The sequence below is a fragment of the Bifidobacterium hapali genome, from assembly GCF_002259755.1.
GTDB lineage: Bacteria > Actinomycetota > Actinomycetes > Actinomycetales > Bifidobacteriaceae > Bifidobacterium > Bifidobacterium hapali.
Genome location: NZ_MWWY01000033.1, coordinates 35,950 through 50,770 on the forward strand (window position 1 = coordinate 35,950; position 14,821 = coordinate 50,770).

Consider the following 14,821-nt stretch of genomic DNA (forward strand, 5'->3'; position numbering starts at 1 on the left):
GAAGCAAGTGTGACAAAGCGGCGGACATAGCAGTAACTTCCGCCGGAATATCACACTTTTCGGCTGATTTATGTGATATTCCGGCGGTAAGTGGCCCGTTCTCCGCCGGAATATCACGTTTGGAGGCTGAGTTCTGTGATATTCCGGCGGAAAGCGTTAGGGCATCCGCCGGAATATCACATGTACTAGGTGTTTGCATAGGTATTGGGGGAGTTTGTGCTCAAACGGATTGATGTAAGCGAGAGCAGAACCATCTGAGCCATTCAATCCGAATCAGAACGCGCCATTGTTATACACGACGCGCCCGGAAATCACGGTGGCACGGTTCGTGCCCGCACCATGCCGCACCAGCTCCTCAAGCGTATCCTCGATACCGCGCGGCGTTGCCACATACACCGGCACATCGAAGAACGCAAGATCGGCCATCGCACCAGCATTAATCTGACCGATACGACCCGCGCCCACATGCATGCCGAGTTCCTGCGCGCCGCCCAAGGTCATCATACGAATCAGTCGATGCGTCAAATCATCGCCTTTGTAGCCTTGCTCACGAGCCAAATCGTACAGCATTGCCACATCGTCGAGTACGTCCAAACTCGGCGAACTCGACAGCGAATCGGTGCCGACCGCCAGCAGATTACCTTCCTCAAGATACTCGCGGATCGGTGCGTCGCGTCCAGTCACGGTAATCCGATTCGACCGCGGACACAGGGCCACGCCTACGCCGCGCTGCCGCAAAATACGGCGATCCTCGCCGTCCGCCCATACGCCGTGCGCGATATGCACATCCGGGCCGAGCGAGCCGAGCTGATCGAGGAACTGAATCGCAGACGCGCCCATGCCAGCATCCTTGAGCTGCTGATAACTGGCCCAGTCGCGGTCGCGCCACGCAGCCGCAGAATATGTGGACAGTGTGGAAGATGCTGCGGTTTGCGGGGCTTCAAGCGACGTGGCAGAGCCGGCAGCACCAGCGCCGCTCCAACTCGCCCCAGCCTCCATCGGCGTCTCCGCCAAATGAATATGCAATCGCATATCAAGCTGGCGCGCAATATCCGGCAAATCCACAAACGGAGCGGTTTCCAACGTGTACGGAGCGTGCGGACTAATGCCGATACTCGGCAAATCCTCAGCGCGCATCCGTCCCAAATGACGCACGAGCTCGCGAACGCCGATCTTACGCCAGTCGTCGTTACGCCAATCCATGACCTCCCAGTACGCTACGCCGTGCATGCCTTGCGAAGCCAGCGCACCCGCAGCCTCCGGATCAGTCACAATATCCGCCGCCGCCGTGGTTCCAGCTTCGACCATCATGCGCGCACCCTGCTCAGCCGACGCTTTCCAATCGCCCTCGGCGCACAGCCGCTCGTAAACCGGGTTAAACCCCAGCTCCCAGTCGCGGAAACTCGCGTACGTGCCGCGACCGACCTCGGCCATGTTCGTGTATTGCAGATGCGTGTGCGCGTTGATTAAGCCCGGCGTAATAATGCCGTGCCAGTGATGCTCGGTAATGCGAGCGTGCGCAGCCATATCTTGCCGCAGCGTGTCGAGCACCCAGCGGCGCGTGCCTACGTGCACTACGCGGCTACCGGCCACGGCGATCGCGCCATCCATGATCACCGGTCCGGTGACGGGAATGATCAGCGGCGCACTGTACAGCGTCACCTCGTTGAGCGGTGCCGGGTGCGCGGCCGCATACAAAGGGTCAAAATCGTCGGTTGTGGTCATGAGTCATTTATACCGGGTGGCCTGCCGTCGACTGCGGTGACGGCTCCGTTCAATGTGTATCGGCGAATCGCGTGAGTTGCCAGCTGTAACCGTTGTCAGCAACTGTGCGGCTGGCCGCGAATCCGCGCGCAGACAGTGCGATTGCAGCAATGCGACGGTCGGATGCTGCGTCGAGCCGGTGTAGTCCGGGAGTAAGCGGACGGTCGGCTGCTCGTGACTCGAGCAGACGTGCGACAGCACTCGCTTGCACAGCGAAACTTAAATCCATGATTTCGATCGGATTGCCTCCGCCAGCCGTGTAATTGACACCATCGCCCTCGGCGAGCAAAGTGAGCGTCGGCCCTTTCGGCACATGTAGCTCGCGGATATTGCGCGCATTGTCGTGACAAAAATCAGGAACGTCGTCGAGTGCAATTTCGTTAGCAATACCGCCGATCACCGCTAATGCAGCGCCTTCGCGCATACATCGTAGATGATCAACGGTAAGCGTATGCCGCACGCCAGTTGCGGATACGACGATGTCGGCGGTAGCAATTGCAGCGTTGATATCGAGTGCGGCAAATCCGTCAAATACTGCTCGCAACGCAGCCACCGGATCAGTATCGCTCACAGTCACGTGCGCACCGAGTGCGCGCACGCGACGAGCGAACCCGCGGCCGACCGGACCGTACCCGATCACGGCAACGTTCGCACCATCGAAACGGCTCGCGCCCAGCAGCTCCTGCATGGTTGTCACGCATGTTTCGCCGGTGCCGTGCTCGTTATCGAACCCGGTTTTGAGCACGCTATCATTCACCGCGATCACCGGGAACGTGAGCGCGCCCGCATCTTGCATGGCTTGGAATGCGCGTACGCCGCTGGTTGTCTCCTCAGCCACGCCGATCAGGTCAGGAAGAAAGTGCGGCCGCGCGCTCGCGGCGAGACGGGCGAAACTTGCGCCATCATCAATGATGATCTGCGGGTGGATTGTATCCAACAGTCGCAACGCACCAGCTTGTGTTTCAGAGGCAGTCCAGCGCGTGTCAGCTTCTACTGCGATTCCTTCGCGGCGCAGTTGATCGGCTACACGCTGGTCGGTTTCAGACGGGTCCGCGAACACGCCGACTGTCGCGCCAGCTGACTTGAGGGCGCGCAGCAGTACCGCCGTTTTCGGCTCCAGTACCAGACATACGGCGATACGAATGCCTTTGAAATTAACGGTTTCCTGCAGCTGACTCATGAGCGCGCGCAGCACTGGCATGTGCGATTGCGCGTAGTCGATCGCGTCCTTACCGGATAGTGCGCGCGCATCCGGAATATCGGCTGTGCGGGTGGGGTAGAGAGGGGCGCTCTGCGAGTCGGTTTGTGCTACGTCGTCGTTCTCACGGGTCTGCGTTTGGCTTGTGGTATGAGCCTCGACGATCATGCCCCATTGCGCCGCCTGAACGGCAAAGTCCGGTGCGGCATGCTGCGGTACCGCAATGCGGGCTCCAGCCAACGAACGGTTCGTACGCTGCGAATACTGCGCGGCCCAAACGGGGAATTCTATACCCTTTCCCATATCCTCCATGTGGGTGCTCCTTCCTTAGTTTGGTAAGTTCCACTCTTATGTGGATGCGTGATGCCTGTCAATGTGGTGCGAGCGGTACGTCGGAAGCAGATTGGCTTTTTTTTGGAGTGCATCTTGCAGTTCTAGGTCATTAGCCAGAGTATCCGCCTATCTCTGCGTTCAGTCGAGTGTTGAAAAATGGCCATTTTCCAACACTCGACTACGACCGCTTGACCCTACATACTTGGCCAAATAACCTAGAACTGCAAGATGCACTCCAAAACAAGCCAAAGTTCGCTGATTCACTCGCCGCTACCGACGCGACGCATCCCGTTTCATTTCACCGTCCCGCTCCAGATTGCGTCAAGTGCATCCTTGAGGGTGTTGACTTCGATGACGTGCAGCCCCGGTACATTGACCTTTTTACGCAACGGTGGCACCACAGCCGTTGTAAACCCAAGCCGAGCCGCCTCTCGCAGACGATACTCCAAACGCGGCACCGGCCGAACCTGACCCGTCAACGAAATCTCACCGATCGCACACGTCGTACGCGCGATCGGGCGTGACTTCGCGGCGCTCGCCAATGCAGCCACAATCGCCAGATCACACGCCGGTTCCTTTGCCAGCCCGCCCGCAATCGTCGACACATATAAGTCGTTTGCCAGCAGATTCACCTTTCCATGCCGGTACAGCACGGCTGTGAGCATTGCAATCCGATTCGTGTCCACGCCATTGACCGCGCGGCGCGGTGTCGGCAGCACCGAACTGGTCACCAGCGACTGCACTTCGATCGGCAGTGAACGATGACCGTCCAACGTAAATGTCACGCACGTGCCCTCAACTGGCGGTGTGGCGGTTCCATTCGCATCCGTCACACCGGTTGACGACAAGAACAAGCCGGACGGATCATTCACTTCCTCAATACCTTCGCCGCTCATGTCGAAACAGCCAACTTCGTCGGTCGGGCCGAAACGGTTCTTCACCGCGCGCAACATGCGCAACGCGGTTTGCGAGTCGCCCTCGAACTGACAAACCACATCCACAAGATGTTCGAGCGTGCGCGGACCAGCAATTGACCCATCTTTCGTTACATGACCGACCAGCAAAACCGGCACATCAAGCCGTTTCGCAGTGTCGATGAGCGCGCTCGCAACCTCACGAACTTGCGTGGAACCGCCTGAAATACCATCGACGTCTTGCGACACGATCGTTTGCGCCGAGTCGACGATCGCGAGCGCAGGTTTCGTCTGTTCGATCAATCCCAACGCGGTAGCGAGGTCGGTGGTGGATGCGAGCAGTAGGTTTGGCTCGACTGCGTTGATGCGAGCGGCTCGCAGACGGACTTGCGCGAGTGATTCCTCGCCGGAGATGTAGAGGACGGGACGCGGTGGTGTGCTGGTTGTGTTGGTTATGCTGCTGGCAGTGACGTTGGTGGCTGTGTTGGGTGTATTGTCGGCAGCCGTGTGATCGGTCGCGTGATCGCGAGTTGTGACATGACCGCGAGTCGTTGTGCTGGCTCCAGTACTGGCCGCCTTACCGGCAGTGCCGCGTTGTTGTGCGGCGCGCGCGATATTGCCCGCCGTTTCCAGCAGTAGCGTGGACTTGCCAATGCCAGGCTCGCCGGCGATGAGCACGACTGAGCCGGGTACGATACCGCCACCGAGTACGCGATCGAACTCGCCAAACCCGGTAGGAATACGGGTGACGGTATCGGTGGTGATGTCGGTGATCGGTCGGGCGGCGGCTTGTGCGGATACGACACCGGCTGTGGTTCGCGCGGTGCGACCGGGTGCGGCGGTACGATTGCCCGTCGCTGTGGTTGCGGTTGGTCGCGCCTCGCGGAATTCCTCGACGGTACCCCATTGACCGCATTCGGGACAGCGGCCGAGCCATTTCGGTCCGCTCCAACCACATTCGGAACACACGTACTGTACGGAGGTTTTCGCCATACGCTCGACGCTATCGGTGTTTGACGACAATGCCGATGGACCTATTGATCGATGGGATCGATGCATTGCTCGCCATCGCAGTCCGCCGCAGTCGTCACATGCCGCTCTCTCCGCTGCGTCTACTGCCGTCCCGAGTGCAGAATTACGGATTCGTCCGCGTCATGCGGCTGTGAGAGAATCAAAGCCATGTCGAACACTCAATCATCGTCTTCTGTATCGCCGTCTCACGGTAAGTTAATCGCCGTCGTGGTTGCTGCGGCGTTGGTGATCGTTCTCGCGCTGCTGTCTGCGTTTATTTGGCCGGGTTGGGCGCTCAACAAGAACGCCGCGTCGCAGCAGGGAGCTGGTCAGACGTCTGCGTCTGGAGACTCAAATAGCGAGGACAGCAAGACGGAAGAGGAACCGACTACGCCGAGTATTAAGGCGACCGCGTTGCCTGATGGTGCGAGTGAACTGCTCAAGGCGATGCCGGACACGGTATTGAATTACGCGCGTACGAAGGCAGATGCGAGCACGACGTGGAATAGTACGTCGCCGCTCGAAGAGTACACGCTGACGTATTCGACTGGCGATAGTGCGAAGGACGTAACGTTGATCGTGGCGCAGTGGACGACTGCGGATGCTGCGAAGACTCAGTATACTGCTCTGTCGGGTGCGCTGACTGGCACTGAGCTTGGCTCGGGTAAGGTGAAAGTTTCCGGTGAGGAGAAGGGCAGTTATACTGCCAAAACTGATGCGAACGACGAACAGAAGGCGATCGCGGTTTGGCAAAATGATACTGTCGTATTCCAAGCGATGGGCGCCAAGGCTGCGGTTGAGCGGTTCTATCAGAAGTTCCCTCTGTGAGATGTACCGCGCAGGTTTGCTTGAGAATGATTCCCAAAGTCTTACGGTTACATAGTTGCTAGTTGATATGGTTGCGTGACGGTAAACACAGTCAAAACGCCCGTATAGGTGACTGTTACCGTTCGTCCCCGAATACGTGTACTATTGGGCAAGTTGCAAACTTTTCCATTACATAGGATCGGAGGCTGAGATGGGTTCGGTCATCAAGAAGCGCCGCAAGCGGATGAGCAAGAAGAAGCACCGCAAACTGCTGCGTAAGACTCGCCACCAGCGCAAGTAGTCTTTTCGCTCACTTGGTGAGCAACACAAAAAGCCCCTTACAAACCGGAAGGTTTACGTAAGGGGCTTTTTCGTTGTTATTAAGGTTGTTGTTGGGGGCACTGTTCTGGTTCAGAAGCAAAAACACAGTAATGCGCAGTTGTTGTACTGCGGGATATGCGTTTTTTGAGCGTCTCCGAGAGCTTTCGAGCATTTTTCAAGCGTAACTGCGCGCAATCAACACATGCGCGCGCACTTACGCTCGTTTTTTGCCTCAAAATCGAGCATAACTGCGCGCACCCTTCATAATTGCGCGCAGTTACGCTCGAAAAATGCTCGGAAACAGTATGCGCCAGAACATCAATGCCAGTTACCAGCGCAAGCTCACTTGTTGCTGTTGGTCATCACGCGCGGACCATTCGGATCGCCGACAATCACCTTGTCAACCATGTTGAGGAACAGACCGTGCTCAACCACACCAACCGTAGTGATCAGGTCTTCGGCCAAATCCTGCGGGTGATCGATACGCTCAAGGTGCAGGTCAACCACGTAGTTGTTCTCATCGGTGCGCACCGGCTTGCCGTCAGCGTCGAGACGCAGCGTCGGCTTGTAACCGCGGTCTTCGAAACGCTTAATCACATGGCCAGCGCCGAACGGAATCACTTCAACCGGCAGCGGGAACTTGCCGATCGTGTCCACAACCTTGGACTCGTCAACAATCCACACGATCTTGTCGGAGTTGGTGGCCACAATCTTCTCCCACAGCAGAGCCGCGCCGCCACCTTTAATACCGTTGAAGTTCTTGTCGACCTCGTCCGCGCCGTCAATCGTGATGTCAATGTGGTCAACGTCGTCAATGTCGACGATCTTGATACCGTAGCCTTCAGCCTGCTCCTGCGTGCGACGCGACGTAGTCACGCCAGTGAACTGCAGACCCTCTTCCTTGACGCGACGGCCGAGCTCATCCACGAGGAATCGCACGGTTGAACCGGTGCCGAGACCTGCGATCATGCCATTAGTAATCAGCTTGGCGGCTTCGATACCTGCCGCCTTCTTCAGCGCATCCTGCTGTGCCTTATCCATGTGTTCTCCTTCGATGGACGACGGAAATCGTGCCTCGCGCGAGTTGCGTTCGGCCTACCTCTCAGTGTATCCGATATGTTGCTTGTTGTGATCTTGTGTCCGGTTTATGGTGCGATTTGTGGTCGTATGTTGGCCTGTTCGTTACCCGCAGAGCAGTCGCGTTCAGCTTTGGCGGATGATAAACGGTGCGCTGTCGATCGTGATCGTACCGTCGCCGTTCACGTAACCGTCAACGAGCACATATCCGCTGATCATGCGCGGCTTGCCGTCGTACGTTGGACTCGACGACGGTGGGGGAGTGAACTGCAACGTGCCGGATACTGCGAGTCCAGATGGGCGGGACTGCTGAGGATCCTGTACTGCGAACGATCTCACTGCCTGGTTCGATGCGGATCGTTCGGTATCGGATGACGATCGGGTTGGTTGGTTGGGTTGGCTGGATGCCGATTGTTCGGATGTCGGCTGGGTCGCTCGGTCGAGTATTGACTGTGCGGATGCAGTTTGTGTGCGATCGGGTGACGTGGAAACTGACTGTATGGGCTGCGATGCGGTTCGTTCGAACGATCCCGTCTGATCCGTATGCGTTGCCTCCGTCTGAGACGACGCATACGGATTGTCGATATCGAAAACGGAAGAATCAGTGGAATCGGTGGAATCGTCAGCGGATAACGCGCCGGAATCACGCAAGTCATCGACGTCGGCAGGTGCCGCGTCTTCAGAATCCTCGCCGCGTCCTAAATGATAATCTTTCTCAGAAATCAGACCATCCATCAGCATTTGCGCGTCTGCGGGCACATCCGTGCCTTTCGCATACTCGGATGCTAGCAGCGACTGCCAGCCTTCCTTTGGCAGATAGCCGTCGCGCACCCCCGAACGGCAGTCGCCAGCGTACGTACGAGCCAACTCGTCGACTTTTTCGTTGCCGGCGTTGCCCGCGTGACCCTTCACCCACACGAACTTCACTGACCCTGCGCGGCGCGATAATTCCACGTCGATCGCCTTAATCAGCGCTGCGTTCTTGACTGGTTTTTTCTGCGCGTTCTTCCAACCGTTGCGCTTCCAGCCGTGCACCCACTTCGTCGAACAGTTAATCGCATACTGAGAATCAGTTTCGATAATCAGCGGCTCACTGCCGGGATGCGCGCGCAATACTTCGAGCACCGCGCACAACTCGCCGATCTGATTCGTGCCATTCGTCGCGCCGCCGGCATCGCAATCGCCAGGATGCTCGTGACCGGGCGTGCCGCCAGCGTGCGCATCGTGATCGGCCCACGCCCAGCCCATTGGTCCGTTAGGATTGCCCAGCGCCGAACCGTCAGTAGATACAGTGATTGTCATGATTGGCTCGCTTTCTGGGCAATCCTAACGGACCCTTCGCGGGCAGGCCTGCTCACCTCGCCTACAGACAGTCCGCTGGACTGTCTGTTATACGGCTCGACATTAGGATTGCCCAGTGCTGGCCCGTCAGTAGATACAGTAATCGTCATAGCCCTGAGTATAAGGTGCCCACGGCATCATCGCCGCGAGCCTGCCGTACGCTGTGCCCTGTCTGCCGTACGCTGTGCCCGCCGCGTCCGCTGTGTCTGCCGCGTCCGCTGCGTGCAGCGATACCGCGTGGCAGAAAACGCTCGCTAACACCCCTCTCAGCGAGCGTTTTCCGCCACGCAAAGTGGGGGTGTGGCAGAAAAGTCTCACTGAGAGAGGCTTAAGCAAGCGTTTTCCGCCACGCAGAGTGGTGAGTGGCAGAAATGTCTCGCTGACAGCCTGCTCAGTGAGCATTTTCCGCCAGTGGGGGTGTCAAAGGGGTGGCAGGGGGGCAAGGGATATCAGGGGGAGCGTGTGTGGCAGAAAAACGCTCGCTAACACCCCTCTCAGTGAGCGTTTTCCGCCACGCAGAGTGGTGAGTGGCAGAAAAGTCTCACTAACACCCCTCTCAGCGAGCATTTTCTGCCACGAGGGGACTGTCTTGTCGCGGAGTGAACCCGGTGCGCTCGCCGATCACACGAATCGCATGCGCATCACGCTCGGCAAACGTGCGATCATCGAGCATGACCACGCGGTCGGCGTACGGTGACTCGCGAATCACTCGCATGAGCGTCTCATGGAACTTGTATCGGTCGGACGCCCACTGCATCGCGCGGAATCCGTCGTCCACATACTCAGTAACCGGCGGAATCACCAGCACGAGATCAGGCCGTTCCTGCCGAATCACCATGTCGAACGTCGAGTCGAGACGCGCGGCTTCCTCGACCGGCAGATACCGCTCAACGTATGTTTTCGTAACCATTGCGTCGGTGTCGAGAAACACAATGCCGTGATTCGCGTCGGATGCGAGTGCCTGCTCGTTCTGCGCGAACTTGCTCAAGATGAGCCGCTGATAGTCGAACGCGGTGAGTTCGTCGTCGTCAACGTTGCGATTTTCCTCGAACTCGCGCGCGTATTCGACGGCGATCGGTGCGTCGAACAGTTTCGACAGTCGCGTAACCATCGTCGTTTTGCCGACGGACGCACTGCCGACGACGAGTACGACGGTGGTGAATTCGCGGCGGAACGTGTGATTAATGGTTGACCAGTATGCGCGATCGTGCGGATGCGCACAGATCGTGCGTTGTAGTTCGTCGGAACCGTCGATGAACGTGCCGACGTTCCAGCGTGTGCGTTCGGGTGACGTCTCCTTAGGCTGGTCAGCTAGCTGTTTTGTTGATGCCTGGTCAGCAGTAGTCTGTTCAGACGTAGTCTGTTTCACAGTCTGTTTCACAGACTCAGAAGCCACCGTCGGCCATGTGTTACGCAACGTGCGATTAAGCGGCACAATATCCGTGACAACAGTGATCTCGCTGGCTTGAGTCGGTTGCGCGAGCGCAGATAACACTACATCCTGCAGCTGTTTTATCCAGTCTGGTGCGTCGACACTCGACGTCGATACAGCGCAGATGAGCTTCTTCGGACTGATTGCCGGATCGTCGTTAAACGCTTCACGCAAATACCGGAACCGGTTACGCACGCTCATGCCGGTGAGACTGTCGAGTCCGATACCATCGTTCGGGTCTGGCCTCGACGCAAGAACCAGCACAACACCGTCATAGCGCGACGCAAGATCGTAAATACGCTGCTCCAGCCCGGCGTGCAGCGGACTGAATCGGCTGACGACAACCGCGAAACGCGAGCCGGTCAGTGGGGCAGTAGTGAGATTACAACGTGGCATCGTGATATCACGCCTTCGCTGGAGCTGGATCGGCAGTGCGTGCGGCCGCTTCGGAGATGACGTTCTCCTTGTGGAACCACACCCATGTACCGTAGAAACCGTTGACGAGCATCACGAGCTGCAGTACGAACATCGACATTGCGCCAGGGCCGCCCGCAGCAAGCTGATTCCACCAAATGACGACCTTGATCACGTCGAGCAGCAGCCATGCGATCCATTGTGAACGGTAACCGTACGTCATCAGGACCTGACCGATAATACCGAGCGGCAGCAGCGTGCCGTCAAGCCAAATCTGTACGCCGCCGGTCGCGTGCGATGTGAACACGACGATCAGATAGACAGCGACAGTGAGCACGATCGCGAGCAGACCTTGCCACCACGTGATGTTGCGCGCCTTGACTTCCTCGGACTGATCGGACTGCTTGACTTGTGCGTCGGCAGTTACTTTTTTCTGTCGATCGAGTTGACGCTGCCAGACGTACACGCCGACGAACTGCATGATCACGTAGAAGATTTGCGAGAAGATGTCACCGACGAGATGATTCATGACGGCGACCCACAGCCATGTCGCGCAGCCGAGGAAGCCCCACAGATAGTTGGTCAGGCGGCCGCGGTCTACGAGGATGAGGTTGAAGACGATGCAGATGCCGGAGATCAGGCCGATCCAGTCGGCGGCGGTGTAGGAGCCGGTGAAGATGAACGAGATGATCTGCGCGAGCAGCATTGCTGCGATGAGGACGAATTCGCCGGTTTGGAAATCGAGCAGTTCCTGCACGACTCGCTTGGGATTGATAGCGTTTGTGACGCCGTTGATGAGATCGTTCATGACTTCCTTCTTCTGGTTGCGTTTTTCTGCGAGGTGCGCGGTTGGTTGGTCGGTGCTCTCGCTTGTGGGATCGCGGTTGGCTGCATGTGGTCAGTCGTTCGCGAATTAGCGAACGGCTGACTTTCTGGTTATTTGGCAGTCCAATCAGTTGACTGGATTGTCTGTCTGCATGTGTGTTCCGCGATACAGTTCGCAACGCTACATCTAGATATAGTCATATTGACTATTAGTAGTCCGATCTGTGAAACGCGATGCTGTTGTGCTGCTCTGTCGTGCGGTTGCTGTCGCTATTGCTGCTGTCGTGCTGTCGCTGCTGCTATTGATGTCGCAAGCTCCTTGTGCACCGTTCCCTGTGTCCGTGTCGTGATATCGCGTGGCGGAAAACGCTCACTGAGTGGCCCGTAAGCGAGCGTTTTCTGCCAGTGGGAATTCCGCGTGGCGGAAAACGCTCGCTTACACTGGTGCTAGCGTGAGATTTCTGCCACTAAGGAGTGTTAGTGGCAGAAAATGCTCGCTGAGAGGTCACTCAGCGAGCATTTTCCGCCACGAGGAATGGGTATCACGGAGGCACATTACCACTGCATCAACTGCGATGCAGTTCGTGAAACGTGGCGTGAAACATGCTGTGAAACGGTATGTGAATAACAAAAAAGTGGGTGTCTGTTCTGCGAATCACAGAACAGACACCCACTTAAGCAATCGCTAACAAATCAATCGTCAACGCATCAGGCGAGCGCCTTGTCAACGACCTCTTCAGCTTCCTTGAGCACCTTGTCGAGAGCCTCCGGAGACTCGAACGACTCAGCGTACACCTTGTAGATATTCTCGGTGCCGGACGGACGAGCGGCAAACCAGTTATCTTTGGTCGTGACCTTCAGGCCGCCGATCTTGGCGTGGTTGCCAGGAGCTTCAGTCAGCTTGGCTGTGATGTCTTCGCCTGCAAGCTGAGTTGCGGTCACATCGTCGCCGGTCAGCTTAGCGAACTTCTGCTTCTGCTCGAACGTGGTCGGCGTATCAACGCGCTTGTACCAGCTCTCGCCGAAACGCTCAACCTGCGACTGATGCAGCTGAGCTGGGTTTTTGCCGGTCTTCGCGGTGATCTCAGCAGCCAGCAGATCAGGGATCAGACCATCCTTATCGGTGGTCCAGATACGACCGTCCTTGCGCAGGAAGCTCATGCCGGAGCTCTCCTCGCCGCCGAACGCGACCTCACCACTGAACAGCGGGTCCACGAACCACTTGAAGCCAACCGGCACCTCGATAACCTTCGCGTTAATCGACGCGGCCACGCGGTCAATCAGCGACGAAGATACGAGCGTCTTGCCAACGGCTGCGCCCTTCGGCCAGCCCGGACGGTTACCGCCGAACAGGTACTCCACGCACACAGCGATGTAGTGGTTCGGATTCATCACACCCCAGTCAGGGCAGACGATGCCGTGACGGTCGGCATCCGGGTCGGTGCCGCCGACGAGATCGTACTTGCTCCACGCGCCGGCGTTGAGCTCGTCCACGAGGCCCTTCATCGCGTACGGCGAGCTCGGGTCCATACGAATCTTGCCGTCGTGGTCGATGGTCATGAAACGCCACGTCGGATCAACTTCCGGACGCACCACGCCGATGTTCAGATCATACTTTTCGTTGATCAGCGGCCAGTAGTTCACGGATGCGCCGCCGAGCGGATCGATGCCGAGACGCACACCGGAAGAACGGATCGCATCGAAGTCGATCACGTTGCCGAGGTCGGACACGTAGTGATCGCGGAAGTCGAAGCCCTCAACGAACTCAGACTTGATGGCTTCCTCGTACGGTACGCGTTTGACGTTCTTGTAATCGCCGAGCAGTTCGTTGGCGCGCGCAGCGATCGCGTTGGTGACGTCGGCTGGAGCCGGGCCGCCGGTGACCGGGTCGTACTTGAAACCACCGTCGGTTGGCGGGTTGTGAGACGGGGTGACGACGATGCCGTCAGCCAGACCGTCGCCAGTGAAACGCTGGGTGCCGTCGGCTGCGCGGTTGTGCGTCAGGATTGCTTGCGAGACGACCGGGGTTGGCACGAAGTCGTCGCGTGAGTCGATGCGCACGTGCACGCCGTTGGCGACGAGGACCTCGATAGCGGTCTTCTTAGCTGGAGCGGACAGTGCGTGCGTGTCGGCGCCGAGGTACAGCGGACCGGTAACGCCGGCCTTCTTGCGGTATTCAGCGATGGCCTGAGAAATCGCGACGATATGAGCCTCGTTGAAGGAAGTCTTGAGGGAAGAACCGCGGTGACCGGAGGTGCCGAACACGACACGCTGCTCGGGAACGGACGGATCAGGGACGAGGTCGTAGTACTTACTGATGACCTCATCGACGTTAATCAGATCAGCTGGGGTGGCGGGAAGACCCGCATTTTTTGCTACCATACGTCCTATTGTGCCACGGTAGGGCGAAGATTATGGACGAGTTCTGTTAATTTTTGTCATATTCTGTGCGAATGATTCCGGCTGCTGCTGTGCATGGAAATCAATACGTGCTCCGTATTTATCATACCAAGCCTTGAGTATCGCGTGGCGGAAAATGCTCGCTGAGGTGGTGGTCAGTGAGCGAAAACCGCCACGCACTAAGGGGAGTGGCGGAAAATGCTCGCTGAGGTGGTGGTTAGCGAGCGAAAACCGCCACGCACTGGGAGGAGTGGCGGAAAATGCTCTCTTGCTATGTTTCTGGCTCCCTTGCTAGGGGAGCCAGGGAGCCGCTATTGGCATTAGATAAAAAATAGGGTTATAGGCCAAAATGTGTGTCTGTTTTGGCTCGCTTTCCTTTGTGGCAGTGGGCGTTTCCCCTGTTCGAGTTGTATGGGCGGGGAACTTGAAGTCGGCCAGAATGTGTGTCCGGAACAGGCTGTGAGGCCTTTCGGGACAACGGTTGAGCGGCTTTCGAGTTGGCGTGGCAGATTGGGTGGATGAACACACCCAGTTGCGCCGTGTGCGGCGAGCCGATGAAACGGAACGGAAGAACAAGCTCGGGGCGGGTCAGGTGGCGGTGCCGGGACGCCGGCTGCGGGAGCTCGCGCACCCAGTCGCGCGACAACAGGGCCCGTGACCTGCGGTGCGGACTGGACTGGCTGTTTTCCAAACGGTCGCAGGCCGAGCACGACCTGCCCTCCCGCACGCTGCGCCGCCGGTGCGAGCTGATGTGGGGCCTGTGGCCGCCGGTGCCCCTGGTGGACGAGGTGCATCACGTGGTGCATGTGGACGGCATTCACCTGCACCGCGACGCCGTGGTGCTGATCGCCATCGCCGACGGGCACGTGATCGGCTGGCACATCGCCAAAAGCGAACGGTCGGCGGCGTGGCAGAGCCTGATGGCGCGCATCGCGCCACCGGACGTGCTCGTGTGCGACGGCGGGGGCGGCATCATGAAGGCCG

The 14,821-nt window shown here is 58.0% G+C and carries 11 protein-coding genes; 3 read left to right on the forward strand and 8 right to left on the reverse strand.

The genetic code is table 11. From position 1 onward, the window contains the following. Positions 1-273: 273 nt before the first annotated feature. From BHAP_RS08565 to BHAP_RS08575, 3 genes are all read right to left on the reverse strand, one after another. Positions 274-1,725, reverse strand: coding sequence for an amidohydrolase family protein (locus BHAP_RS08565; RefSeq protein WP_094730300.1), 1,452 nt, complete (start codon positions 1,723-1,725; stop codon positions 274-276). A 49-nt stretch (positions 1,726-1,774) separates the two neighbouring features. After that, positions 1,775-3,274, reverse strand: a complete 1,500-nt coding sequence (locus tag BHAP_RS08570; RefSeq protein ID WP_244569365.1) for an adenosylhomocysteinase — start codon at positions 3,272-3,274, stop codon at positions 1,775-1,777. 314 nt (positions 3,275-3,588) lie between these two features. Further along, positions 3,589-5,202 carry a DNA repair protein RadA gene (locus tag BHAP_RS08575; protein WP_094730301.1) on the reverse strand — a complete coding sequence of 538 codons (1,614 nt, stop codon included), beginning with the start codon at positions 5,200-5,202 and terminating at the stop codon, positions 3,589-3,591. Between the two features lie 186 nt (positions 5,203-5,388). On the opposite strand from BHAP_RS08575, the gene BHAP_RS08580 reads away from it, so the two are divergent. Beyond that, a complete protein-coding gene (locus tag BHAP_RS08580) occupies positions 5,389-6,048 on the forward strand; it encodes a hypothetical protein (protein WP_094730302.1) in 660 nt (219 codons plus the stop codon). A gap of 190 nt (positions 6,049-6,238) precedes the next feature. After that, the gene (locus BHAP_RS08585) at positions 6,239-6,328 is read left to right on the forward strand and encodes a 30S ribosomal protein bS22 (protein ID WP_004268639.1); all 90 of its coding nucleotides are present in this window, start codon (positions 6,239-6,241) and stop codon (positions 6,326-6,328) included. 362 nt (positions 6,329-6,690) lie between these two features. Here BHAP_RS08585 and rpiA read toward each other — a convergent pair whose 3' ends face one another. The 5 genes from rpiA to pgm form a co-directional block, all read right to left on the reverse strand. Next, a complete protein-coding gene (gene rpiA, locus BHAP_RS08590; protein ID WP_094730303.1) occupies positions 6,691-7,389 on the reverse strand; it encodes a ribose-5-phosphate isomerase RpiA in 699 nt (232 codons plus the stop codon). 162 nt (positions 7,390-7,551) lie between these two features. After that, positions 7,552-8,727, reverse strand: a complete 1,176-nt coding sequence (locus BHAP_RS08595) for a ribonuclease H family protein (protein ID WP_094730304.1) — start codon at positions 8,725-8,727, stop codon at positions 7,552-7,554. Positions 8,728-9,322: 595 nt separating this feature from the next. Then, a complete protein-coding gene (locus tag BHAP_RS08605) occupies positions 9,323-10,594 on the reverse strand; it encodes an AAA family ATPase (protein ID WP_094730306.1) in 1,272 nt (423 codons plus the stop codon). 7 nt (positions 10,595-10,601) lie between these two features. Next, positions 10,602-11,420, reverse strand: coding sequence for a nicotinamide riboside transporter PnuC (pnuC, locus tag BHAP_RS08610; protein WP_244569366.1), 819 nt, complete (start codon positions 11,418-11,420; stop codon positions 10,602-10,604). Positions 11,421-12,145: 725 nt separating this feature from the next. After that, complete coding sequence (gene pgm / locus BHAP_RS08615; RefSeq protein ID WP_094730307.1) at positions 12,146-13,819, reverse strand: phosphoglucomutase (alpha-D-glucose-1,6-bisphosphate-dependent); 1,674 nt, start codon at positions 13,817-13,819, stop codon at positions 12,146-12,148. A gap of 536 nt (positions 13,820-14,355) precedes the next feature. On the opposite strand from pgm, the gene BHAP_RS08620 reads away from it, so the two are divergent. Then, a partial coding sequence (locus BHAP_RS08620) for a transposase-like zinc-binding domain-containing protein (RefSeq protein ID WP_420807730.1) occupies positions 14,356-14,821 on the forward strand: 466 nt, incomplete at its 3' end.